Here is a 24,762-nt window from a genome sequence, read left to right as displayed (position 1 = left end):
TATCGCACTTACGCCTGCTTCGTAAAAATGTCTGCGGGTAAGTGCTGATATTGTCAGCGCATTTGATGCTTTTTGAGCAATGCCCTTAATTGATGGTAGGTCAGACCCAGCAGTTCAGCCGCTCGTTTCTGGTTATATTTTGCCTGTTTCAGGCTCTGTTCCAGCATCTGTTGTTCCTGATGATGCTGGAACTGACGCAGATCCAGCGGCAGTGTCGGGGAATTGTTGCTGGTGGCGGGCGTTACGTGTGCCGGCTCCGCGCGCTGGAAAGGATCGAGAATAATGTTATCCAGCTCCATGTCACTGCTTCCATGGCGATAAACTGACCGTTCCACTACGTTTTTCAGCTCACGAATATTCCCCGGCCAGTGGTATCCCAGAAGCGTTTCCCGGGCGTAATCGCTAAAACCGGGGAACAGCGGCAACCCAAGTTCACGACACATCTGTATGGCGAATTGTTCAGCCAGCAACATGATGTCGCTTTGGCGTTCACGCAGTGGTGGCAACTGCACAACGTCAAACGCCAGCCTGTCCAGCAGGTCGGCGCGGAATTTGTCCTGTGCAACCATCTGTGGCAGGTCGGCATTGGTGGCACAAACCAGACGCACGTTGACCTGCAATGGCTGGCTGCCCCCAACGCGCTCCAGTTCACCGTATTCAATCACGCGCAGCAGTTTTTCCTGTACCAGCATTGGTGCGGTGGCTAGCTCATCCAGAAACAACGTGCCACCATCAGCACGTTCAAAACGGCCGGGATGGCGCTTTTGCGCGCCTGTAAATGCCCCGGCTTCATGGCCGAACAGCTCTGAATCCAGCAGGTTTTCATTCAACGCGGCGCAGTTCAGGGAGATAAATGGGCCGTCCCAGCGGCCGGATAAAAAGTGTAAGCGGTTGGCGATAAGCTCTTTACCGGTTCCGCGCTCACCGATGATGAGCACCGGTTTATTGAGTGGCGCCAGTCGCGATACCTGCTCCAGAACCTCCAGAAAGCTGTTTGCTTCACCAAGGAGGTTATCTTTAAATTCGGCCATAGTTAAATTCACCACTCGTTAGCGATATTCACCAGGTGAGAATAGAGTGTTGTTGGTTTAAAATCAAACAGAATCAGGAAAATCAACAAGATAAAAAGTTGGCATGAGATTTGTATTATCTGTTCAGCAGGGCATTGCCCGATAACAGAACTATGAGGATCGAATTATGGGTATTTTTTCTCGTTTTGCCGACATCGTGAACGCCAACATCAACTCTCTGCTGGAGAAAGCGGAAGATCCGCAGAAGCTGGTGCGCCTGATGATTCAGGAAATGGAAGACACGCTGGTGGAAGTCCGCTCAACGTCGGCGCGTGCGCTGGCAGAGAAAAAACAGCTGACACGTCGTATTGAGCAGGCCACCGCGCAGCTCAATGAATGGCAGGAAAAAGCCGAACTGGCGCTGCGTAAAGATAAAGAAGATCTGGCCCGCGCCGCGCTGATTGAAAAGCAGAAACTGGCCGATCTCATCACCGCGCTTGAGCATGAAGCGACACTGGTGGACGACACGCTTACGCGTATGAAGAAAGAGATCGGCGAGCTTGAGAACAAGCTCAGCGAAACTCGTGCTCGCCAGCAGGCGCTGACGTTACGCCACCAGGCGGCCAGTTCATCACGCGACGTGCGCCGCCAACTGGACAGTGGCAAGCTGGATGAAGCCATGGCCCGCTTTGAATCCTTCGAACGTCGTATCGACCAGATGGAAGCGGAAGCCGAAAGTCACGGCATTGGCAAACAAAAGACGCTGGACCAGCAGTTTGCAGATTTGAAAGCGGATGACGAAATCAGCGAGCAACTGGCGGCGCTTAAAGCCAAAATGAAGCAAGACAATCAATAATAAAGGGGGCGGCACATGAGTGTGCCGCCACGCATCGTAAAACAAGGAGTACCTATGAGCGCGCTTTTTCTGGCCATTCCCCTGACGATTTTCGTGCTGTTCGTTCTGCCGATTTGGTTATGGCTGCACTACAGTAATCGTTCTTCTCGCGGTGAGCTTTCCCAGAGTGAACAACAGCGTCTGGTGCAGCTTTCCGCAGATGCCAACAAAATGGGCGAACGCATTCAGGCGCTGGAAGCGATCCTTGATGCGGAACATCCAAACTGGAGGGATCGTTAATGTCCGGGTTGAATCTGAATAAAAAACTGTGGCGGATCCCCCAGCAGGGCATGGTTCGCGGTGTATGTGCCGGGCTGGCTCATTATCTCGATGTACCGGTGAAACTGGTGCGTGTGGTAACGGTGCTGTCGATTTTCTTTGGTCTGGCGTTTATTACGCTGGTGGCGTACATCATTTTATCGTTTGTGCTTGACCCGATGCCTGAAGGTGAACTGGCGAGCGAAAATACGCCGACCACCAACGATTTGCTCAATGCGGTGGATGCCCAACTGGCCGCCGGTGAGACGCGCTTGCGCGAGATGGAGCGCTATGTCACGTCTGATACTTTTACGTTACGAAGCCGTTTTCGTCAGCTTTAAGAGAGAATACGAATGAATCACTCCTGGCAACAGGCGGGGCAAAAGGTGAAACCCGGCCTGAAGTTAGCAGGGAAGCTGGTTTTGTTTACCGCCTTACGTTACGGCCCGGCAGGTGTGGCTGGCTGGGCGGTGAAGTCCGTCGCCCGCAGACCGGTCAAAATGTTACTGGCCGTGGCGCTGGAGCCGTTGCTGAGAAAATTAGCCGGGCGGCTCTCGGGAAAACTAAAATAATCTCCAAACGGCACGCTGACTGGCGTGTCGTTTTGCTTTAAGGTTTTATTCCTTTCATTTAGTCCCCATGTCATATTTTTAAGAATACAAACGCCTTCAGGCAAAAAGGACGGCGATGAAGCGACTTAAAAACGAACTCAATTCTCTGGTGAACCGTGGCGTTGACCGTCATCTGCGTCTTGCGGTGACGGGCCTGAGCCGCAGCGGCAAGACGGCCTTTATCACAGCGATGGTAAATCAGCTGCTTAACCTGCACGCGGGGGCACGGTTGCCGCTGCTCAGTGCGGTACGGGAAGAGCGATTGCTGGGCGTGAAACGTGTTCCGCAGCGAGATTTTGGCATCCCGCGTTTTACCTACGACGAAGGCCTGGCGCAGTTGTACGGCGACCCTCCTGCCTGGCCAACGCCCACGCGTGGGGTCAGTGAAATTCGTCTCGCGCTGCGTTTTCGTTCTAATGATTCCCTGATGCGCCATTTTAAGGATACTTCCACGCTGTATCTCGAAATTGTGGATTATCCGGGTGAGTGGCTGCTGGATTTACCCATGCTGGCTCAGGATTACCTGAGCTGGTCACGACAAATGACCAGTTTGTTACAGGGGCACCGCGCGGAGTGGTCGGCGAAATGGCGGCAGCTGTGCGAAGGGCTCGATCCTCTGGCGCCTGCGGATGAAAACCGCCTGGCGGCAATTGCTGAGGCCTGGACCGATTATCTGCATCAGTGTAAGCAGGAAGGGCTGCATTTTATTCAGCCAGGGCGTTTTGTCCTGCCGGGCGATCTGGCGGGTGCGCCAGCGTTGCAGTTTTTCCCGTGGCCGGATGTCGACGCAATCGGAGAGTCGAAACTGGCGCAGGCAGATAAACACACCAATGCCGGGATGCTGCGCGAGCGTTACAACTACTACTGCGAAAAAGTGGTGAAAGGTTTTTATAAAAATCACTTTTTGCGTTTCGACCGTCAGATTGTGCTGGTGGATTGCCTCCAGCCACTAAACAGCGGGCCGCAGGCATTTAACGATATGCGCCTGGCGCTGACGCAGCTGATGCAAAGTTTCCATTACGGGCAACGCACGTTGTTCCGCCGGCTGTTCTCACCGGTTATCGACAAGCTGCTGTTCGCCGCCACCAAGGCCGATCATGTCACTGTCGATCAGCACGCCAATATGGTGTCGCTGTTGCAGCAGCTGGTTCAGGATGCGTGGCAAAACGCGGCATTTGAAGGGATCAGCATGGACTGCCTGGGGCTTGCGTCGGTTCAGGCGACCCAAAGCGGGTTGATTGACGTGAATGGCGAGAAGATCCCGGCGCTGCGCGGTAACCGCTTAAGCGATGGAGAGCCGCTGACGGTCTATCCCGGTGAAGTGCCCGCGCGCTTGCCCGGGCAGGCGTTCTGGCAAAACCAGGGATTCCAGTTTGAAGCGTTTCGCCCACAGGCAATGAACGTTGACCAGCCATTACCGCATATTCGTCTTGATGCGGCGCTGGAATTTTTGATTGGAGATAAATTGCGATGACGGAACCGTTAAAGCCGCGCATTGATTTTACGGGCCCGCTTGAGAAAGAGCCGCTCGATGCGTTCAGGACCGCGCAAACATTCAGCGGGACACAGGCCGATAATTTTGCGCCTGTGCTGTCGGAAGAGCCTCTGGCGGATGAAGGGCAGGCAGAAGCGGTCGTTGAATCCGCGCTGCGTCCTAAACGCAGCCTGTGGCGCAAAATGGTGACCGCCGGGCTGGCACTGTTTGGTGTCAGTGTGGTTGGGCAGGGTGTCCAGTGGGCGGTAAATGCCTGGCAAACCCAGGACTGGGTGGCGATGGGCGGCTGCGCTGCGGGAGCGCTGATCATCGGTGCGGGCGTCGGCTCGCTGGCAACTGAGTGGCGGCGTCTGTGGCGTTTGCGCCAGCGCGCGCATGAACGTGATGAGGCGCGGGATCTGCTGCACAGCCATGCCACCGGTAAAGGGCGCGCATTTTGTGAAAAACTGGCAAGCCAGGCGGGTATCGATCAGTCACATCCGGCGCTTCAGCGCTGGTATGCCGCTATCCATGAAACGCAAAACGACCGGGAAGTGGTCACGCTCTATTCCCATATGGTGCAGCCGGTACTGGATGCACAGGCACGCCGTGAAATTAGCCGTTCAGCGGCAGAATCCACATTGATGATTGCGGTTAGTCCGCTGGCGCTGGTGGATATGGCGTTTATTGCGTGGCGCAATTTGCGCCTGATTAACCGTATTGCCACGCTGTATGGTATTGAGCTTGGGTATTACAGTCGTTTACGCTTATTCCGCCTGGTCTTGCTGAATATCGCTTTTGCTGGTGCCAGTGAGCTGGTGCGGGAAGTCGGCATGGACTGGATGTCTCAGGATCTGGCCGCGCGCTTGTCGGCGCGAGCCGCTCAGGGGCTGGGAGCCGGTTTATTGACGGCACGTCTGGGGATCAAAGCGATGGAAATTTGCCGTCCGCTGCCGTGGATAGACGGCGATAAACCCCGGTTGGGTGATTTCCGCCGCGAGTTAATTGGCCAGCTTAAAGACACGCTGAGCAAAAAAGCGTAATTGGCTCACATCATCGTCTAATTAACCATCAGGCTGTCAATATTTGTTGACAGCCATCTTCCCGATCACCGCTTTCTGACATATTATTTTAATGTTATTGGCTTAAACGGTGAATTTCCCATGCGTCTGGAAGTCTTTTGTGAAGACCGACTCGGTCTGACCCGCGAATTACTCGATCTGCTTGTTTTACGTAGTATTGATCTGCGTGGCATTGAGATCGATCCTATCGGGCGAATTTACCTCAACTTTGCCGAAATTGAATTCAATACCTTCAGCAGCCTTATGGCTGAGATCCGCCGTATCGCTGGCGTTACGGATGTACGAACCATTCCGTGGATGCCATCAGAGCGTGAACACCTGGCACTGAGCGCACTGCTTGAAGCGATGCCAGAGCCGTTCTTATCCCTGGACCTGAAAAGTAAAGTCGAACGTGTAAACCTGGCCAGCTGTCAGCTGTTTGCACAGAGCCAGGAGAAGCTGAGCACTCAACATGCAACACAGCTGATCCCCGGTTTTAACTTCCAGCGTTGGCTGGAAAGCAGCCCGCAAAACACACACAGTGAACACGTGGTGATCCACGGGCAGAACTTCCTGATGGAAATCACGCCTGTGTACCTCAAAGGGGAAAATGATGCCCGCGTGCTGACCGGCGCGGTGATCATGCTGCGTTCTACCGTTCGTATGGGGCGTCAGCTGCAAAACCTCTCCAGTCAGGATGTTGGTGCCTTTAGCCAGATAATCGCCGTCAGCCCGAAAATGCGCCATGTGGTTGATCAGGCGCGTAAGCTTGCCAATCTGACGGCTCCGCTGCTGATCACCGGTGATACCGGTACCGGGAAAGACCTGCTGGCTCATGCCGTGCATCTGTCCAGCCCGCGTGCGGCAAAACCGTATCTGGCGCTGAACTGCGCCTCAATTCCGGAAGATGCCGTTGAGAGCGAGCTGTTCGGCCATGCGCCTGAAGGAAAAAAAGGCTTCTTCGAGCAGGCAAATGGCGGCTCGGTTCTGCTGGATGAGATTGGCGAAATGTCGCCACGGATGCAGGCTAAACTGCTGCGTTTCCTCAATGACGGGACTTTCCGTCGCGTAGGGGAAGATCATGAAGTCCATGTGGATGTGCGCGTGATTTGCGCCACGCAGAAAAACCTGGTGGAACTGGTGCAGAAAGGGGTGTTCCGCGAGGATCTCTACTATCGCCTGAACGTGCTGACGCTCAATATTCCGCCGCTGCGGGATTGCCCTCAGGACATCATGCCGCTGACCGAGCTGTTTGTGGCACGCTTCGCCGATGAACAAGGCGTCCCGCGCCCGAAACTGTCCGCCGACCTGGGGACAGTGCTCACGCGTTACGGCTGGCCGGGTAACATTCGCCAGCTTAAGAACGCCGTTTATCGTGCGCTGACTCAGCTGGAAGGGTACGAACTGCGTCCGCAGGATATCTTATTACCGGATTACGATGCCGGGACGGTATCGGTGGGTGAAGAGGCGATGGAAGGCTCGCTGGATGATATTACCAGCCGTTTCGAGCGCTCGGTGCTGACGCAGCTTTATCGCAGTTATCCGAGTACACGTAAGCTGGCGAAGCGTCTTGGTGTGTCTCATACCGCGATTGCGAATAAACTGCGTGAATATGGTTTAAATCAGAAAAAGGGCGACGAATAAGGTTAATTCCATATTTGTTATCCGGATAAGTAAATAAAAACCCCGTCATCGCGATGGGTTTTTATTTGTGGTGAAATAAAATATTACATTTTAAAAAGGCTGGTGTTTTATATTCTTTCGCCATGAATAATAACGGCCGAAATTTTAATTTATTCCTGATTAGACACGATTGGTGTATTAAAATACTCCCTTGAGAGTATTTTAACCGACATAACAGAATAGTTTTCGGCGAAAACAAGAAAATTGATGTGTATCAATATAAGCGGCAAGCCAGTGCGAAAGGTCAAATGTTGACTTATATCAAATTTTTGAGGTGAATTACGTAGCATTTTATGCGCCACTTTTAATTCAATGGTGATGTATGGAATTCGTTATAAAAATAGAAAGAATATTCAATCGACCCTCAACGTTATGGGGTTGGTTAATGTGCAGTGCTATCAATGGGATAGCAATCATCATTGTCTTCGCAGCTATCAGTTATCTTATCGGCATTCGAGAGTTTGTCTGGCATATGGTGGTGACAGTGGCGCTGTTAATTTCTGTTATTTACAGCGCGAATTATTTTTCCGCATTAGAAGCTCGCCACGATCATCGCCGCTTTCTGCTGGTCGTCTGGGTCTTTTTTACCGTTGGGCTGAATCTGATCCACATCTGGAATTGATAATAAAACACCACAATATCATTTGGGGATAGATAATGACGCTCGCAATGCTACTCATTCTGCTTAAAACCAATAAATGGCTGGCACTTTTATTGATAGTAATCATTGCCTTATTGTTTATGGCAATAAAACCCTTAATCAAACGATTACTCAATAATATTGCCGAAAGTGAAAAATAACCTAACACTTGAAAAAAGCCCCGCCAGGGTGGGCAGGGCTTCGACATTCTGCTCATATTGAGAAATGAACAGAAATAAATCCTTTTATTTCATTACTTTGCTAAGCTATAAACGCTAAGCTAAGTGATTACGCTTTCAGCACATCCAGGGCAGCGGTGTAATCGGGTTCGGTGGTGATTTCGTTAACCAGTTCGCTGAAGACGATGTTGTCATTCTCATCGATAACCAGCACAGCGCGTGCTGCCAGGCCTTTCAGGGCGCCTTCAGAGATACCCACGCCGTATTTCTCGAGGAAATCCGGGCTACGCAGCGTAGAAAGGGTGATGACGTTGCTCAGACCTTCTGCACCGCAGAAGCGAGACTGGGCAAACGGCAGGTCCGCAGAAATGCACAGCACAACGGTGTTGTCCATTTCAGTTGCCAGTTGGTTGAATTTGCGCACAGATGCGGCACAAACACCGGTATCGATGCTTGGGAAAATGTTCAGGACTTTACGTTTGCCTGCGAACTGGCCCAGCGTGACGTCAGACAGATCTTTAGCCACCAGAGTGAATGCCTGTGCTTTGCTACCAGCCTGCGGAATGGAACCTGCAACAGCAACCGGGTTGCCCTGGAAATGAACGAGTTGTGACATAGATATCTTCCTGTTTACATATAGTTAACGTCAGGGCTAGTGTATGCCAACTGCGGACAGCACGGCAAACCAATTTTATCGCCTCACCGGGCCGAAAGGAGACAGTCAATGAGAAGCGTGAAAGTCTATGAAGAAGCCTGGCCATTGCATTCCCCGTTCGTTATTTCGCGCGGCAGTCGTAGCGAAGCCTGCGTTGTGGTGGTTGAAATAGAGGAAGACGGAGTGAAGGGCGTGGGGGAATGTACCCCGTATCCGCGCTATGGAGAGAGCCTTGCCTCAGTGATGGCTCAGATTATGGCGCTGGTGCCTGAGCTGCAAAAAGGGCTTACCCGGACTACATTGCCACAGCACCTGGCGGCAGGGGCTGCGCGTAACGCGATTGATTGTGCGCTCTGGAACCTGGAAGCCGCTCAACAGCACCGCACTTTACCATCGCTTCTGGATATCACGTTGCCGGCGTCGGTTGTCACGGCGCAAACGGTGGTGATTGGTGAGCCAGAACAGATGGCTGCCAGCGCAAAAGCGCTGTTTGCCTCCGGGGCAACCTTATTAAAGGTGAAGCTTGATGACCGGTTAATCAGCGAGCGCATGGTTGCGATCCGCGCTGCCGTACCGGACGCCACGCTGATTGTCGATGCTAACGAATCCTGGCACAGCGAAGGGCTGGCCGCCCGCTGTCAACTGCTGGCGGATCTGGGTGTGGCCATGCTGGAACAACCGTTACCGGCAGAAGATGACGCTGCGCTGGAGAACTTTATCCATCCGCTGCCCGTGTGCGCCGATGAAAGCTGCCATACCCGCGAAAGCCTTGTCGGGCTAAAAGGCCGCTATGAGATGGTGAATATTAAACTCGATAAAACGGGCGGGCTAACCGAAGCGCTGGCGCTGGCGAAAGAGGCGCGGGCGCAGGGTTTCTCGCTGATGCTGGGTTGTATGCTCTGTACGTCCCGGGCGGTTAGTGCCGCGTTACCGTTGGTTCAGCAGGTGAGTTTTGCCGATCTGGATGGCCCGACATGGCTGGCGGTAGACGTCTCGCCAGCCCTGCATTTCACCACCGGCACGCTTCATCTCTGAGGTTGCCAGTGCAGAAGCCCGACCATCGCTTTAAGGTACTTTTCGCTCGCTTCGTCGGATGAGATTGGGGGGAACTCTGCGGTGATGCAGTGTAACCCCAGATCGGCACACCAGCTCCCGAACGAGCCGGGCGTCTCGTAACCCACACTCGTGACCAGCGGAAGGGCAAAGGCATCGGCCAGCCACTGTCCGAGCGCGGTGTGGTGGGGATCTTCGATACAGGCTAGCGGGTCGTGAAACGAAACGACCCAGGCAGGATGCAGTCGATGAATCAACTGACACAGGGCGTGTGTTTCCGGTTCTGAACCTGGCTTTTCTCCCGTCAGTAACACCACGTCACGCTCTTCTGCGGAGCTGTTCCAGCGATAGACCGTTTCACCCGCGCGCCAGTTTGCTGCCGGGAAATTGCGATTTAAGTCGATGCCTCGCGCATTTGCCCGAAGCCCAAGCTGACAGCCGTCCGGGTTGACGGTCAAAATGACGTGATGACGGCGTAATTCAGGCGCCAGGGTACGTAGCGCACAGGATAACGTCACAATAGAGGAGTTCTCGTCACCATGCGTGCCGGCGATGATTAGCCCGCTATTACGGTCGGCCTCCGGGGCGGGAAACCAGATTAACGGCGCGCCTAAAAATGAATGGCCATAATGTTCGGTTCCTGGCGGGAAAGCGCCACGTTCCGTTCTTGGTCGGGTGAGTGACATAGGAAATCCTGATAACGAAGTCTCTACTGGCAGTGTTGTGCAAAACTCGCGGTTAATCAAATAGTTTCCATCGCTGCGGAAAATTGCCAGATATCAACTTTCCGATTTAAGGTATTTGCATTTCTCCGTTTCGAAACAAATAATTACGCATCTGTTTTACCTGACATCTAAAGGGGATCTCATGAAGCATCCTGTTTCGCTGCTTTGTTCTGCACTCTGGCTGTGCGGACTTTCTTCACTTTCTTATGCTGCGGACATCCCAAAGGGAACCGTTCTGGCACAAAAGCAGGAACTTGTACGTCACATAAAAGACGAACCCGCCTCGCTTGATCCGGCAAAAGCCGTGGGGTTGCCCGAAATTCAGGTGATTCGCGATCTCTTTGAAGGGCTGGTCAATCAGAATGAAAAAGGGGAGTTAGCGCCGGGTGTCGCGACACGCTGGCAGAGTAACGATAACCGCGTCTGGACGTTCAGCTTGCGTGATAATGCAAAATGGTCGGATGGCTCCCCCGTTACCGCACAGGATTTTGTCTATAGCTGGCAGCGTCTGGTAGATCCGAAAACCACATCGCCTTTCGCGTGGTTCGCGGCCCTGGCGGGTATTAATAATGCCCAGGCCATTATAGATGGGAAAGCAGCGCCCGATACGCTCGGCGTAACGGCCGTCGATGATAAAACCCTGCGCGTTCAGCTGGATAAACCGCTGCCGTGGTTTGCCAGCCTGACGGCGAGCTTTGCGTTTTATCCGGTGCAAAAAGCCAATGTTGAAAGCGGGAAAGAGTGGACTCGGCCAGGTGCTCTGGTGGGTAACGGTGCCTATGTCCTGAAAGACCGCGTGGTGAATGAAAAGCTGGTTGTTGAACCTAATACGCACTACTGGGATAACGCCAAAACGGTATTGAAAAAAGTCACCTTTGTGCCAATTAATCAGGAGTCTTCCGCGACCAAGCGCTACCTGGCCGGTGATATTGATATCACTGAATCTTTCCCGAAAAACATGTACCAGAAACTGCTGAAAGATATTCCGGGACAGGTTTACACACCACCTCAACTCGGGACTTACTATTACGCCTTTAATACCCAAAAAGGGCCAACCGCAGATGCGCGCGTGCGTCTGGCGTTGAGTATGACCATCGATCGCCGCATCATGGCGGAAAAAGTGCTGGGCACGGGTGAGAAACCGGCATGGCATTTCACGCCTGACGTGACCGCCGGGTTTACTCCGGAAGCGTCCGTGTTTGAACAGATGTCGCAGCAGGAACTGAATGCGCAGGCGAAGATGTTGTTGCAGGCGGCAGGTTATGGCCCTCAGCGTCCTCTGACCCTGAATCTTCTGTACAACACCTCAGAGAACCATCAGAAGATCGCGATCGCCGTGGCGTCGATGTGGAAGAAAAATCTGGGCGTTGACGTCAAACTGCAAAACCAGGAGTGGAAGACGTACATCGATAGCCGAAACACCGGCAACTTCGACGTGATCCGCGCGTCCTGGGTTGGGGACTACAATGAGCCGTCCACTTTCCTGTCGCTCCTGACCTCTACGCACAGCGGCAATATCTCCCGGTTTAACGATCCGGCGTACGATAAGATAATCAATCAGGCGTCGCTTGAAACAACCGAGAAAGCGCGGAATGTGGATTACAATAAAGCCGAGAAGATCCTCGCCGAAAAAGCCCCAATTGCGCCGATTTACCAGTACACCAATGGCCGTCTGATCAAACCGTGGGTTAAAGGCTATCCTGTTAATAATCCGGAAGATGTCGCTTACAGCCGTACGATGTATATTGAGAAACACTAATTTTGACGGGTCGGAACTTAACCAAAATTAATGTTCTGGCCCGTAAAAAAGAAATAAAAAAAGCCCGTCAGAGAACGGGCGAAATAAGCAAATGATTTATTGATTCGTTACCCGCCATCACGGAGGCTAACAGCGCGTATATTACGCGTCCGTTCAGTTGGCGTGTAGCTGACAAATTCGGTAGGTGAAACAAGGGATTAAACGTGCGTTACGGCGCTTCTATGGACGGATACACGCTGTTTTCAAGATATTCGACTAGCTGCCAAACCTCACCGCTGAAGATAAACCAATAGCCAAAAATAATAAGGCTTAAAATAATTAAGATGAGTATTAATTCTGTCTTTCCCATTGCTGGATACTACCCACCTGAAGTCTGTTTCTTCGAGGTGGGCATTGTAGCGAGGCTTGATTAAATACTCCAGTTTCACGCAGCCAGTACCTTATTGCGCCCGTTGTTCTTGGCGCGGTACAGCGCATCATCAACCCGTTTAAACAGGTCATCGATACTCTCTCCCTGATTATGACGCGCAACGCCAATACTGACCGTAAAACGTGGAAGACCAGGGATAGTAATGTGCGCAACGGCGGCGCGAATTGTTTCGGCAACCTGCATGGCGGCATCGAGCGACGTTCTGGGCAACAAAATCACAAACTCTTCACCGCCCCAGCGAAAAACAAAATCGTCTTTACGGCTACAGGCCTCCAGCGTGCGGGAGAGGGAGATAAGCACTTCGTCGCCTTTGAGATGGCCAAAGACATCGTTGATATTTTTAAAATGATCGGTATCCACCAGCAGCAGGCTGAACTGCTCCTGAGCGGGCAGGTGAGCAGGATTTGTTTGTTCGGTGATGATGTAAAACTGCCGACGATTAAGCAGGCCTGTCATGGAATCTCGCAGGGCCGCATGTTCCAGCTCCTGTTCTAACCGCTTTTGCTCTGTAATATCGTGAATGATGCATAGCATCAGCTTATCGCCGTATATTTCAATTGGCCCGGCATAAGTCTGTACATGGCGGGTTGAGCCATCGGCGAGTCGGTGGACAAAGTTAAGCGGTTTATGCCCGCCTGGCAGGCTCGCTATCTCTGTCATTACCGGTATGATGTCACGACCGAGTGTATTAATTTCCCAGGTATGTTTGTTGCACAATTCGTCGTGCTGATAACCGTAAAAATTTAGTGCGGCCAGGTTAGCATCCACAATTTGACCATCCCGTGCCGGGTCGATGAGTAGCATCGGTGCGCTGTTGGTCAGAAAAAATCGTGCGTAAAAGCCCTGTTTTTTTCGCTGATAGGTTGCCGAGCGACTGGCTTTAAGGCCCGATGTGGTTTGCTGGGCGATCCCCTCAAAAATGATGACATCACCGTGAGGCTCACACTGGGTGAGTGTCAGGCGGCAGGTTAACGTTGATTCTTGCTCATTACGCCAGACCGTCCAGATTTCGATTATTTCCTGGTCGGCTTTCAGGTCCGGAACATACATGGAGAGTGCGGATTGCGCATTAGCGGAGTAGATCCCCGTACGCATTTCAATAACTGTTTTATTCCGCATAACATCGGTAGCGGCGGTGTTTGCAAATATAATGTGTTCTGAGACGGGTGAAATCAGCCAGACAGGTGTTTTGATGTAATTCAGTGCATCGAAGCAAGTTAGCGGCATAGGGAATTCCTATCCATCGACACTGCGTGTCTGACGATCACGGCGGAATTGACTCGCGTGGGCTTCTTTGAAACATACTCTACTTCACCACATCAGGCATGATTTTTTTGTGAAACAAATGGGGATTCCGTATGAATTTTACCGATTGGTATAATCTGTTTGTCGGACTTTTTTTGTAACAACAACCAGGGGACTTGTTCGGCAGGTAACGGGCGAGAGAAAAGGAAACCCTGAAGGAAATCACAGCCTAAATCGGTAAGAACGGCCTGTTGTTGTTCTGTTTCAATGCCTTCGGCCACGACATTCATCTCCATCGTGCGCGCGATATTGATAATGGTTTCCACCAGTTTCCGGCTTTTCTCGTTTTCCAGCATTGAGCTTACAAAGCTTTTATCGATTTTAAGTTCTTTCGCAGGAAGCACGCTGAGCATCAGCAGGTTTGAATAGCCTGTGCCGAAGTCATCGATGGATACCGTTATCCCGGCATGGTTAAAGGCGGTGAGTAACTCAATACTGCGATCGAGATTTTTGAGCGCGGTGCTTTCGGTGACTTCAAGAATCAATCTGGATGGCGATAAATTGTATTTTTCCAGCATGGACGAAACAACCTGGAATATATCCTGTTGCTCAAACTGGATGGGCGACAGGTTGAAGGATAACGTCCACTGACTGAAGCCTTGTTCCGTCCAGAAATTGAGCTGACGGCACGCCGCTTCAATCGCCCAGTTGCCCACCGGAATAATTAAACCGGTTTGCTCAAGAGAAGGTAAAAACACATTAGGTAGTAAAACGCCTTGTTCCGGATGGCGCCAGCGGATCAGCGCCTCAAAACCGTGAATGGTGTTTTCTTCGGCGATATAGGTTGGCTGATACCAAAGCTCAAACTGATCGCGTTCGAGTGCCTGGGACAACTCCTGCAAGAAACCCGGTTCCGCCGGCGCGGTGGTGGACATCTCCGTGCGGTAAACGGCCCAGTCGTTGCGTCCTTCCTGCTTAACGTACTGCATGGCGGCATCGGCCTTAAGCTTGAGCTCATGCAATGTTTCACCGTGTTGGGGATAGAGACTAACACCTGCGCTGAGGGTAGTGCTCAGCGCGTGCCCACAGATGGGCTGGCGACGCCGCATATCTTCAGTCAGTGTCGAAAGCAGGGTGTTTAATTTATCATCATCGCATTCCGGGACCAGCAACATAAACGAATCGCCACCCAGTCTCGCCAGCGTCATTTCGCGTGTCAGCCTGGCCGTAATACGCTGGGCAACGTTAATCAGCAGCTCATCACCCACCTGATGTCCCCAGGTGTCGTTCACCCGCCTGAAGTGATCGACATCGAAGAAGATCAGCGCAAATTGCTTCTTGTTCAGTAATGAGTTGTGTAGACAATCCTGTAAGCGGATATCCATCTGATGCCGGTTAGCAAGCCCGGTGAGGGTGTCAAAACGCGCCTGCAATTCCAGCTGGCGATTAAGCTGGCGCAGATTGTCGGTCAGCCGGGTTGTACGCCAGTGGGAGTCCACCAGCGAGATAATAAGCATCAGACCAAGCAGGCACAGGGTTGTGACCGACACCCAAATCGACAGCCCCAGTTCACTGACTCCGCCTGACCGGGTTTGCTCCATTTCATGAATATGGGCGGCGCTCATCCCGGTGTAGTGCATGGCACAAATAGCGACGGCCATCACCACCGCGGCCATTACGCGATTAATAAAGATACCTTTGCGATTTTCCCGCAGGTGGAATGCTAACCACAGGGCAACACCGGAGGCGATAACGGCAATCACTACGGACAGCAGAACAATACGATGATCCCAGAGAATACCGTCTTCAAGCATCAATGCGGCCATGCCGATATAGTGCATGGAGGCCACGCCTGCGCTCAGAATGAGCGTGGCAAGGATCAGCCGGAAAGGGGAAAGGGTTTTAGCAGTGACGGCAATATAGATAGCAATGGTCGAAGCCAGAACGGCAGCACCCAGTGAGGCGAGTGTAAGCCACAGGTCATAGCTCATGGTCATCGGCATTTCCATCGACAACATGCCAATGAAGTGCATTGACCAGACCCCGATACCCAGGGTTACGCCTCCGGCAATCCGCCAGAATAACGCGGCTTTGCGGCTGGAAAGGGGGATCTTACCCGCGCTGTCCAGTGCAACAAATGAGGCGATAAACGCCACCAGAAAAGAGATGGCAATTAACACTGGGTCCCACGATACATTGAGCATTATGCAATCCCACGCCAAAAAGTGACTGAGGTCGCCTGCTGACGCCCTGCATCAGCGAGCCGCGAACTCGTTCAAACAATATTAGTTATTAATCGCGAAAAAAGACCAGGCGCATTACTTTTTTTCACTCAGATTAAAGAACAGAATATATTCTTTCATTAATTAGTTAAGTTTCGCTAAACAACGAAGCTGTAGAGCAATACTGTTCCTTAAAATATGAGTGCGATCGTATTAGTTCACAAAAGAAGATGCTATCGCTTAAGTGTCATAAAAACCAGTGTTCCGAGATGAAGTTCATAACATTTATCATAATATAGTATTTTGTATCTACTTAAGTGAAATCATGGGATGCAAAATGCGAAACGAAAGGAGTTGCGGGATAGTGAGGAAAAAGCGCTGAGGCAATGCTATATATTTTAACGCCGACCAAAATATCAAGCAGTGGGACAAATCATGCTAAAAAATATTAGTGTCAGAACTTTCATTATGTATTTTCTGGTGACCGCTTTTTTGTTAATTGATGGTTTGATTGCTTTGTTATCTCGCAGTACAACTCTTTTTGTTTCTGTAACTGTTGTTAATTTAATTGCCTTATTTTTACTTTGGGGCTACATGACAAAATATCTTGTGACGCCCATCAACACTGTGAAAAAAAGTATTGAAGAAGTGACGTCGGGCAATCTTGCCGTCTCTATTCCCGAGTTTGGCAATAACTGTGCCGGGCGACTGATCCCGGGCATTAATACCTTATCGAGTAACATCGCAACGCTGGTGCGGGAGATTCGGGCATCATCCGAATCGGCGATGACCTTGTCCGGGCAGCTTTCTGAGCGAAGCGCACAGCTCTCTGTGAAAACGGAACAGCAGTCAGCCTCGCTGGTGCAAACCGCAGCCAGCATGGAACAGATGGCCGCCAGTACGAAAAACAACGCCGATAACACCCGTTTAGCCAGCGAACAGGCGAATGCTGCCACGTTGCAGGCGCGAAAGGGGGGCGAGTTGATGGGGCAGGTTGCCCACAATATGCAATCCATCACCGAATGCGCCCAGCAAATGAAAGAAATCATCACGATGATTGACGGTATCGCGTTCCAGACCAATATCCTGGCCCTGAATGCCGCCGTTGAAGCAGCACGCGCAGGTGAGCACGGCAAAGGCTTCGCCGTGGTGGCCGGAGAAGTCAGAAATCTGGCACATCGCAGTGCAGAAGCCGCGAAAAACATAAAATCCCTGATCGACGAGACCAGCTCTAACGTCACGCAGGGCGTTACCGTGGTTGCTCAGGCGGAAAAAAACATGCACGAAATTGTGGCGGGTTCGGGCCAGGTCAGCAGGTTAATGGACGATATCTCTTCATCAACGTCAGAGCAGGAGAAAGGGATCTCGCAAATTACGCTGGCGCTTTCTGAGCTTGAACGGGTTACCCAGAGTAACGTTGTGATGGTGGAAGAGTTGAGCGGTTCGTCAGATGTGCTGAAGAATCAGGTCATTGAATTACAGGCCCGGACGCGCAATTTCAGGCTTGAAGAAGGTTTCCAGAAACCGCTGAATGCGTCGCCACATCACCATTCCCTGATGTTCGCGCAGCACGCCAAACACTCCCTCTGAGGGTAAAAAAAGAGCCTGGTTCCCAGGCTCTTTTTTTACGCCTGCACCCAGCGATTTCGTCCTTGCTGCTTTGCGCTGTAGAGCGCCTTGTCAGCCCGGGCAATGACCGATTGGGCCGTTTGCCCAACTTCCCATGTTGCTAACCCCTGGCTTACTGTAACGAGAGGGTTGATCGGGGAAAGGGCATGAGCCTGTGCCTGAGATTGCAATGTACTGGCTATCGCCGCCGCTGTGCTCTGCAACTGGCCGGGATCGGGCAATAGCACGATAAACTCTTCGCCGCCAAAGCGCCCGACAACGCCGTGGTTATCGCGCGTGGCGCTTTCAAGTACGCGGGCAATCATCATCAGGCAGCGGTCACCGCCCTGGTGGCCATAGTAGTCGTTGTAAAGCTTGAAATGATCGACATCGAGCATAATCAGCCCGAATTCGGTGCCTTCACGCTGGTGTCTGATAATTTCCTGATCCATTCGGGTTTCAAATGTGCGGCGGTTTGCGATACCGGTTAACGGGTCTTTGCTGGCAAGCTGCCCCAGTTGTTGAATAAGGTCCGCATTTTCCTGTTCACGACGTAGTGCAAGGATGAACCAGCTGTTGAGGATCCGACGACCGGATTCAATCATCCCGGCCAGCAGTATCCACAACAATGCGTTCAGCACGGTAAGGTTAGAGGGATAAAAAAGGCTAGTGACCAGGATGGTTAGCCACACCGGTGCGATAAAGCTCAACAACACTTTCGGGTCGAAATAGAGCGAAATAAGTGCGGTAAAAAGCAGCAGGGCAGCAAACGGAAAAATTAAACGCATGTCACCGCTGGCAATTAGCACGTAAAAACAGACTGACCAACAAAGACTTATCCCGACGACCACCCCTTTTGCCAGATGCCGGAGCCAGGATGCGTTCTGGAGTGGCGCCATACGCAGGATAAACAAAACCCCGGCCGAAAGCGTCAGGTCGATAACCATCATGGTTTCCAGCAATCCGGCGGGATTAAGAGGCGCGGTTAAGGTATCAACCGTAGAAAAATAGCGCCGTCCCAGCAGGAACAACGAGAATAAAATGTTCACCCACAGGAACCAGGTCATGCTGGTTTTGATGGCAATTGCGCGCATTTCCGCCAGGCGAAAATCGAATGCAGCACAGGGCTTTTTTGTTGTCACCAGCTCACTCCGGGATACATTTAGATCAAAACGGCAGCATTTCATTAACTCTAACGATTTACCTGTACCTGTCTACTTAAACCTGAAGGATAATGTGCAATTCCTGAGCTAATTCAGCGCGATGCTGGACATATTTATTGCTTAACGTTAAGTGAAAGCTAGACTGACAACCAAAGAGTCAAAAAGGTGGAGGTGCTGTGGATAGCATTAAAGGGTCTGAGGTTAACGTTCCTGACGCGGTTTTTGCGTGGCTGCTCGATGGTCGCGGCGGCGCGAGGCCGCTGGAAAACGGTGATGACATCGACAATCAGCATCCTTGCTGGCTGCACCTGAACTACACCCACCCGGATAGCGCTCAGTGGCTGGCCACAACCCCGCTGTTGCCAAACAATGTTCGGGATGCGCTTTCGGGAGAGAGCCTGCGTCCACGAGTCAGCAGGATGGGGGACGGTACGCTGATTACGCTGCGCTGTATTAACGGCAGTACCGATGAACGTCCCGACCAGCTGGTGGCGATGCGCGTGTATATGGATGAACGAATGATTGTCTCTACACGTCAGCGCAAAGTGCTGGCGCTGGATGACGTGGTCAACGATCTAAAAGAGGGCACCGGGCCGGCGGATTGCGGCGGATGGCTGGTGGATGTCTGTGACGCCCTGACCGATCACGCCAGCGAGTTTATCGAGGAACTGCACGATAAAATTATCGACCTGGAAGATAATTTGCTCGATCAGCAGATCCCCCCGCGCGGTTTTCTCGCGCTGCTGCGAAAGCAGTTGATTGTGATGCGTCGCTACATGACGCCCCAGCGCGATGTCTACGCGCGTCTGGCCAGTGAGCGCCTTAACTGGATGAACGATGATCAGCGCCGCAGGATGCAGGATATCGCCGACAGGTTAGGACGAGGTCTGGACGAAATTGACTCCTGTATCGCCAGAACGGCGGTGATGGCCGATGAAATCGCGCAGGTGATGCAAGAATCCCTGGCGAGGAGAACCTATACGATGTCGCTGATGGCGATGGTCTTTTTGCCGAGCACCTTCCTGACCGGGCTGTTTGGTGTGAACCTGGGCGGGATCCCCGGTGGTGCCTACCGGTATGGATTCATTTCCTTTTGCATCATGTTAGTCGTTTTGATAGGTGGTGTTGCGTGGTGGTTGCATCGTAGTAAATGGTTGTAAAATTACGTTTTTTGGCTTCGATGAGAGCCTCAAAACGCTATTTTACTTGAGCGAAGTCAATAAACACATACCCCGTAAGGTGCAATATTACTCCCGCAGGTGAATGCAACGTCAAGCGATGGGCGTTGCGCTCCATATTGTCTTACTTCCTTTTTTGAATTACTGCATAGCACAATTGATTCGTACGACGCCGACTTAATAGTCGGCTTTTTTTTTGCCTCCTGTTCTTCAGCGTCTACCCTAAAAAGGGAGAGCGCCCAACCCTGGAGGGAAAGATGAGCATCCTGGCCACTCTTCAACGAGTAAATTCCATTCCGATTGGTCCTGAACCTAACGATCCTGTACCGATGCCGGACCCCATCCCGCGTCCGCAACCGATGCCCGACCCGCCACCCGATGAAGAACCGATTAAAATGTCGCATCAAACCCCGAGATCTGCGAGGATACGCGCCATCTGACTGCAAAGATGACCGCGAGAGTATATTGTGACCGCATTTTCTACCCTGAATGTTCTGCCCGCTGCCCAACTCGATAACCTTAACGAGTTGGGTTACCTCACTATGACCCCTGTTCAGGCGGCTGCGCTGCCCGCCATTCTTGAAGGCCGTGATGTACGCGTACAGGCAAAAACGGGCAGTGGAAAAACGGCTGCATTTGGTCTTGGGCTGTTGCAGCATATAGATGTCGCACTTTTTAAGACCCAGTCTTTAGTGCTGTGCCCGACTCGTGAACTGGCGGATCAAGTCGCCGGTGAACTGCGTCGACTGGCGCGTTTTCTGCCGAACACCAAAATTCTGACGTTGTGCGGCGGACAACCGTTCGGTGCACAGCGCGATTCACTCCAGCACGCTCCGCACATTATTGTGGCAACCCCGGGGCGTTTACTGGATCACCTGCAAAAAGGCACTGTATCTCTTGATGCGCTGCAAACGCTGGTTATGGATGAAGCAGACCGAATGCTGGATATGGGCTTTAGCGACGCCATCGACGAAGTCATCCGCTTTGCACCTGCCGATCGTCAGACGTTGCTGTTTTCTGCGACCTGGCCTGAAGCCATTGCGGCAATCAGCGGCCGGGTACAGAAAAATCCATTAACCATCGAGATTGATACCGTCGATGCGTTGCCTGCCATTGAGCAACAGTTCTTCGAAACCTCACAACAGGGCAAAATTACGCTGCTGCAAAAGCTGCTGAGCCAGCATAAACCTGCGTCCTGCGTGGTGTTCTGTAATACCAAAAAAGATTGTCAGTCCGTATGCGATGCGCTGAATGCTGCCGGGCAGAGCGCGTTATCACTGCATGGCGATCTTGAGCAGCGCGACCGCGATCAAACGCTGGTGCGTTTTGCCAATGGCAGTGCGCGCGTGCTGGTGGCAACCGACGTTGCGGCACGAGGCCTGGATATTAAATCTCTGGAGCTGGTGGTTAACTTTGAGCTGGCCTGGGATCCCGAAGTGCACGTACACCGTATCGGCCGTACTGCCCGCGCCGGGAATAGTGGTCTGGCAATCAGTTTCTGCGCGCCGGAAGAGGCACAGCGAGCCAATATTCTGTCAGAAATGCTGCAACTTAAGCTGAACTGGGTCAGCGCGCCGGGTAATGTCAGCATTGTGCCGCTGGATGCAGAAATGGCGACGCTGTGTATTGATGGCGGTAAAAAAGCCAAAATGCGTCCGGGTGATGTGTTGGGTGCATTGACCGGCGATATTGGTCTGGACGGGGCGGATATCGGGAAGATTGCCGTGCATCCGGCACACGTTTATGTTGCTGTTCGCCAGTCAGTGGCGCAGAAAGCATGGAAGCAGTTGCAGAACGGCAAAATTAAAGGCAAAGCCTGCCGGGTTCGCCTGCTTAAGTAAGCGGCAGGAAGGTAGCGTCCCGAAGCCAGTTCGGGACGCTAACGGATTACTTCACTTCAACGACGTTCAGACGCAGTTCATCAAGCTGGGCGTCATCTTCTTCCGGTTGCCAGCCAGTCGGCTGCATTGGGATTTCTTCACGATCAAACGCCAGATCGCCGCCGTTCACCACTTCTGAGTCGTGGTTAATCCCTTTAAAGTCAAACAGCTCTACGTCCGCCAGGTGCGAAGGCACAACGTTCTGCATGGCACTGAACATGGTTTCGATACGGCCCGGATAGCGTTTGTCCCAGTCACGCAGCATATCGCCAATCACCTGACGTTGCAGGTTCGGCTGCGAACCACACAGGTTGCAAGGAATAATTGGGAAGCATTTCGCCTGAGAGAAACGCTCGATGTCCTTCTCGCGGCAATACGCGAGGGGGCGGATAACGATGTGCTTTCCGTCATCGCTCATCAGTTTTGGTGGCATCCCTTTCATTTTGCCGCCGTAGAACATGTTCAGGAACAGCGTTTGCAGGATGTCATCGCGGTGATGGCCCAGCGCAATTTTGGTTGCGCCCAGTTCGGTTGCCGTACGGTAAAGGATGCCGCGGCGCAGACGCGAGCACAGAGAGCAGGTGGTTTTGCCCTCAGGGATCTTCTCTTTCACGATACCGTAGGTATTTTCTTCGACGATTTTATATTCGACGCCGAGCTTCTCCAGATACTCAGGAAGAATATGCTCCGGGAAACCTGGCTGTTTCTGGTCGAGGTTTACCGCCACCAGTGAAAAATTCACTGGCGCGCTCTGCTGAAGATTGCGCAGGATCTCCAGCATGGTGTAACTGTCTTTCCCCCCGGAGAGGCAGACCATGATGCGATCGCCTTCTTCAATCATGTTGAAGTCAGCAATTGCTTCGCCCACGTTACGGCGCAGACGCTTTTGTAATTTGTTCAGGTTGTATTGTTCTTTCTTGTTAATGTCTTGATTTTGTTGCATTTATTACTACCTATGGAACCAAAAGGGGCATTTATTCAATTCTTTGATCTACGCATTGCAGACGTCATAAACCATTTGCGCGTTTTCATGCCCCATCTGGCTCACGATGAAAGAGGGGTTAGCGCCAGCGGATAAAAGCCAGCAGGCAAAAGTATGTCGCGTATGGTACGGATTCCGGCGACGAATTCCAGCACGTTTTACAGCGGCGTTTGATCTGGCATCGGTACTTGATAAAGCGTAGTCGGCTTTTAACGCGCCTTGCGCAGTACAGGCGCAGAAACAGAAGGCACTTTTTGATACTCCGCCGCAGGAATGACTATGCCGTATTACCCTTCACGCTTGGGTGGTGCAGCGGGGGCGGCATACCAGTTTTCTTGCGCGACAATGATGTTCCCTTCAGGCTGCATGACAAAATTCGGCGACATGATCTGAACGTTGAATTCATTGAACACATCCTGAATGTTGCTGTACAACGCATTACGCGCGATGGCCAGGGGCTGCCCGGGCAACAGTCTCACCTGGAGCTCATAGGCTATGTACCAGTCCATCAGTTCCAGCTGGCGCACCAGCGGCGGGTGCGTCAGATCAACACAGCTTGCGCGTTTGGCTGCCAGCTCAAGCATGGCGTGAACCTGCCGCCACGGGGTGTCGTACCCAATGGTCACGCCGACGGTTAAGTTGATGCTGCCATCTTTATTATGCGCACTGAGGTTAACAATCTTGCCACTCACCACAACCGCATTGGGCACGGTCACCACGTAGTTTTCGCGCGTGATGATTTTGGTGGCGAGCATCCCGATTTCGCTGACTTCGCCTTCGTTATCTGCCACCCGAATGATATCTCCTTTTCTCAGGGCTCTTGAATAAATGAGGACCAGGCCACTCATGGCGTGATTCATTACGCCAGCCGAGCCGAGCGTTAACATCAGGCCAAAGAAGACGCTAATGCCTTTAAAGGCCAGTGAATTTGCGCCGGGCAGGAAAGGGTACGCGGCGGAAAGGGCAAATAGCCACACTATCACGGAGATAAGTTTACGCGTTGCCCCGACGGTCTCAGGGTGAAGCCCCGGAAACTGTAAACGACCGGCTTCAACCTGGCGGAGTACCATTTTGAGCAACTTCAGAATAAAGGCAGTGATAATGAAAATAATCAAAACTATCATCAGGCCCGGTAATGCAGAGACGATGGACAGGGCTATCTGACGTACGACTCGCAGTGACCAGTCACCCAGCGACGTGGCCCAGACCCGTGTCCAGGGGAACAAACTTAATGCCCAGCTTAACCAGACGTAAAAAGTCACAATCCCCAGCAATATCATCAGTAAGCCATACAGACGCGCTTCAATTGCTCCTGTATAACGGCGCCAGCTCTTGGGGATCCAGCCCCGGTTTTCAGCAATCTGGCGGCGATAACATTGTCGTACCCAACGCCATGAGCGCCACGCGCCATAGCCAACGAGCAGAAATAGAGCCAGACCGGCAACCGTCTTAACCGCAGAAAGGACAAGCCAGCCGGTATTGAATTGATCGCGAAGTGCCGTTCGCTGTGCTTCCAGGCGCACCAGCACGCGTTGTGCAGCCTGGTCCAGAGTCAGATCGTCTCCCTCATCCAGATCTGCCTGCGCCAGCAGCATCAAAGGTTTGCCATTCATCACGAACAGTCTTCCCGGCTGGTTATAGCGGGTGACAGGGACGATTTCCAGGGGGTCGAGAAGATCCGCATGTTCGAAATGGCGCAGCGTGTTGCGGATGCGTAGCACGCGCTCTTCTGGCGTAGTGAGCCCGAATTTTGCCTGAAGCATAACAATGGGGTGATGGAAGATATAAACCGTGCGGGCTTGCTCCTGGTCAGTTGGCTCCTGACGGGGTTCTGCCGCAAAAGAACAGAAGGCGAAAAGCGATACCACACACGTCAGAAATGCGAGCACTCTCTTATTCATACCCACCACCCGATAACACGAAATTATCATTATTTTCAGGCAGCCAGCTAACCGGCAGACATGAACTTTCTGAGCATAGACCAGTTGCCCGGTTGTGCAACATTCACCTTAAGCAAGGCGATGGCTGCCGGGATGTTCATCAACAATGAT

At 52.2% G+C, this 24,762-nt stretch carries 24 protein-coding genes and 1 pseudogene; 15 read left to right on the top strand and 10 right to left on the bottom strand.

Features of this window, described 5'->3' with window-relative positions; translation table 11 throughout:
* Positions 1–53: 53 nt before the first annotated feature.
* Positions 54–1,031 carry a phage shock protein operon transcriptional activator gene (pspF, locus tag M987_RS17680; protein WP_014070478.1) on the bottom strand — a complete coding sequence of 326 codons (978 nt, stop codon included), beginning with the start codon at positions 1,029–1,031 and terminating at the stop codon, positions 54–56.
* Between the two features lie 166 nt (positions 1,032–1,197).
* Between pspF and pspA the strand changes: the two genes are divergently transcribed.
* From pspA to M987_RS25220, 9 genes are all read left to right on the top strand, one after another.
* Positions 1,198–1,866 carry a phage shock protein PspA gene (gene pspA, locus M987_RS17675; protein ID WP_014070477.1) on the top strand — a complete coding sequence of 223 codons (669 nt, stop codon included), beginning with the start codon at positions 1,198–1,200 and terminating at the stop codon, positions 1,864–1,866.
* A gap of 54 nt (positions 1,867–1,920) precedes the next feature.
* Entirely contained in the window at positions 1,921–2,145 is a 225-nt protein-coding gene (gene pspB, locus M987_RS17670) for an envelope stress response membrane protein PspB (RefSeq protein ID WP_014070476.1), read from the top strand.
* On the top strand, positions 2,145–2,504 hold the full coding sequence (gene pspC, locus M987_RS17665) for an envelope stress response membrane protein PspC (protein WP_014070475.1): 360 nt from the start codon (positions 2,145–2,147) through the stop codon (positions 2,502–2,504). The genes pspB and pspC overlap by 1 nt, the downstream gene beginning before the upstream one ends.
* 12 nt (positions 2,505–2,516) lie before the next feature.
* Positions 2,517–2,735: a phage shock protein PspD gene (gene pspD / locus M987_RS17660; RefSeq protein ID WP_014070474.1), complete on the top strand. Its 219-nt coding sequence runs from the start codon at positions 2,517–2,519 to the stop codon at positions 2,733–2,735.
* Positions 2,736–2,850: 115 nt separating this feature from the next.
* On the top strand, positions 2,851–4,248 hold the full coding sequence (locus tag M987_RS17655) for a YcjX family GTP-binding protein (RefSeq protein ID WP_014070473.1): 1,398 nt from the start codon (positions 2,851–2,853) through the stop codon (positions 4,246–4,248).
* Positions 4,245–5,291 (top strand): YcjF family protein, encoded by a 1,047-nt coding sequence (locus M987_RS17650; RefSeq protein ID WP_014070472.1) that lies wholly within the window; start codon positions 4,245–4,247, stop codon positions 5,289–5,291. The genes M987_RS17655 and M987_RS17650 overlap by 4 nt, the downstream gene beginning before the upstream one ends.
* A gap of 120 nt (positions 5,292–5,411) precedes the next feature.
* Complete coding sequence (gene tyrR / locus M987_RS17645; RefSeq protein WP_014070471.1) at positions 5,412–6,953, top strand: transcriptional regulator TyrR; 1,542 nt, start codon at positions 5,412–5,414, stop codon at positions 6,951–6,953.
* Positions 6,954–7,377: 424 nt separating this feature from the next.
* Positions 7,378–7,614 (top strand): hypothetical protein, encoded by a 237-nt coding sequence (locus M987_RS17640; protein ID WP_014070470.1) that lies wholly within the window; start codon positions 7,378–7,380, stop codon positions 7,612–7,614.
* A 35-nt stretch (positions 7,615–7,649) separates the two neighbouring features.
* On the top strand, positions 7,650–7,793 hold the full coding sequence (locus tag M987_RS25220) for a hypothetical protein (protein WP_014070469.1): 144 nt from the start codon (positions 7,650–7,652) through the stop codon (positions 7,791–7,793).
* Positions 7,794–7,920: 127 nt separating this feature from the next.
* Here M987_RS25220 and tpx read toward each other — a convergent pair whose 3' ends face one another.
* The gene (gene tpx / locus M987_RS17635) at positions 7,921–8,427 is read right to left on the bottom strand and encodes a thiol peroxidase (RefSeq protein ID WP_014070468.1); all 507 of its coding nucleotides are present in this window, start codon (positions 8,425–8,427) and stop codon (positions 7,921–7,923) included.
* A 108-nt stretch (positions 8,428–8,535) separates the two neighbouring features.
* On the opposite strand from tpx, the gene ycjG reads away from it, so the two are divergent.
* Complete coding sequence (gene ycjG / locus M987_RS17630; protein ID WP_014070467.1) at positions 8,536–9,501, top strand: L-Ala-D/L-Glu epimerase; 966 nt, start codon at positions 8,536–8,538, stop codon at positions 9,499–9,501.
* Here ycjG and mpaA read toward each other — a convergent pair.
* A complete protein-coding gene (gene mpaA, locus M987_RS17625) occupies positions 9,492–10,205 on the bottom strand; it encodes a murein tripeptide amidase MpaA (RefSeq protein WP_014070466.1) in 714 nt (237 codons plus the stop codon). The two genes, ycjG and mpaA, sit on opposite strands and share 10 nt — an antisense overlap.
* Before the next feature lie 181 nt (positions 10,206–10,386).
* Here mpaA and M987_RS17620 point away from each other — a divergent pair, with 181 nt between their 5' ends.
* Positions 10,387–12,003: a peptide ABC transporter substrate-binding protein gene (locus tag M987_RS17620; RefSeq protein ID WP_014070465.1), complete on the top strand. Its 1,617-nt coding sequence runs from the start codon at positions 10,387–10,389 to the stop codon at positions 12,001–12,003.
* A gap of 208 nt (positions 12,004–12,211) precedes the next feature.
* Here M987_RS17620 and M987_RS24730 read toward each other — a convergent pair whose 3' ends face one another.
* The 3 genes from M987_RS24730 to M987_RS17605 form a co-directional block, all read right to left on the bottom strand.
* Positions 12,212–12,352, bottom strand: a complete 141-nt coding sequence (locus tag M987_RS24730) for an Ecr family regulatory small membrane protein (protein WP_014070464.1) — start codon at positions 12,350–12,352, stop codon at positions 12,212–12,214.
* Positions 12,353–12,427: 75 nt separating this feature from the next.
* Positions 12,428–13,660: a GGDEF domain-containing protein gene (locus tag M987_RS17610; RefSeq protein ID WP_014070463.1), complete on the bottom strand. Its 1,233-nt coding sequence runs from the start codon at positions 13,658–13,660 to the stop codon at positions 12,428–12,430.
* A 92-nt stretch (positions 13,661–13,752) separates the two neighbouring features.
* Positions 13,753–15,882 (bottom strand): putative bifunctional diguanylate cyclase/phosphodiesterase, encoded by a 2,130-nt coding sequence (locus M987_RS17605; protein WP_014070462.1) that lies wholly within the window; start codon positions 15,880–15,882, stop codon positions 13,753–13,755.
* A gap of 612 nt (positions 15,883–16,494) precedes the next feature.
* On the opposite strand from M987_RS17605, the gene M987_RS17600 reads away from it, so the two are divergent.
* Positions 16,495–17,490: a methyl-accepting chemotaxis protein gene (locus M987_RS17600; protein WP_245551550.1), complete on the top strand. Its 996-nt coding sequence runs from the start codon at positions 16,495–16,497 to the stop codon at positions 17,488–17,490.
* Between the two features lie 35 nt (positions 17,491–17,525).
* Here M987_RS17600 and M987_RS17595 read toward each other — a convergent pair whose 3' ends face one another.
* Positions 17,526–18,650: a GGDEF domain-containing protein gene (locus M987_RS17595; RefSeq protein WP_014070460.1), complete on the bottom strand. Its 1,125-nt coding sequence runs from the start codon at positions 18,648–18,650 to the stop codon at positions 17,526–17,528.
* A 197-nt stretch (positions 18,651–18,847) separates the two neighbouring features.
* Between M987_RS17595 and zntB the strand changes: the two genes are divergently transcribed.
* The 3 genes from zntB to dbpA all read left to right on the top strand — a co-directional run bounded on the left by zntB (position 18,848) and on the right by dbpA (position 21,690).
* The gene (gene zntB, locus M987_RS17590) at positions 18,848–19,831 is read left to right on the top strand and encodes a zinc transporter ZntB (RefSeq protein ID WP_014070459.1); all 984 of its coding nucleotides are present in this window, start codon (positions 18,848–18,850) and stop codon (positions 19,829–19,831) included.
* Between the two features lie 275 nt (positions 19,832–20,106).
* A complete protein-coding gene (ynaL, locus tag M987_RS25185; protein ID WP_014070458.1) occupies positions 20,107–20,289 on the top strand; it encodes a proline-rich small protein YnaL in 183 nt (60 codons plus the stop codon).
* 27 nt (positions 20,290–20,316) lie between these two features.
* Positions 20,317–21,690: an ATP-dependent RNA helicase DbpA gene (gene dbpA, locus M987_RS17585; protein WP_014070457.1), complete on the top strand. Its 1,374-nt coding sequence runs from the start codon at positions 20,317–20,319 to the stop codon at positions 21,688–21,690.
* Positions 21,691–21,736: 46 nt separating this feature from the next.
* Here the strand turns inward: dbpA and ttcA are convergent, their stop codons facing one another.
* The 3 genes and pseudogenes from ttcA to M987_RS17575 all read right to left on the bottom strand — a co-directional run bounded on the left by ttcA (position 21,737) and on the right by M987_RS17575 (position 24,612).
* Positions 21,737–22,672, bottom strand: coding sequence for a tRNA 2-thiocytidine(32) synthetase TtcA (ttcA, locus tag M987_RS17580; RefSeq protein ID WP_014070456.1), 936 nt, complete (start codon positions 22,670–22,672; stop codon positions 21,737–21,739).
* A gap of 48 nt (positions 22,673–22,720) precedes the next feature.
* Positions 22,721–22,912, bottom strand: a pseudogene (locus tag M987_RS24090) (tyrosine-type recombinase/integrase); the annotation flags it as partial.
* Between the two features lie 86 nt (positions 22,913–22,998).
* Positions 22,999–24,612 carry a mechanosensitive ion channel family protein gene (locus M987_RS17575; protein WP_014070455.1) on the bottom strand — a complete coding sequence of 538 codons (1,614 nt, stop codon included), beginning with the start codon at positions 24,610–24,612 and terminating at the stop codon, positions 22,999–23,001.
* Positions 24,613–24,762 lie beyond the last annotated feature (150 nt).

It is taken from the genome of Enterobacter soli ATCC BAA-2102, from assembly GCF_001654845.1.
Classification (GTDB): Bacteria; Pseudomonadota; Gammaproteobacteria; order Enterobacterales; family Enterobacteriaceae; genus Enterobacter; species Enterobacter soli.
This window is presented reverse-complemented; position numbering and strand designations above follow the sequence as displayed.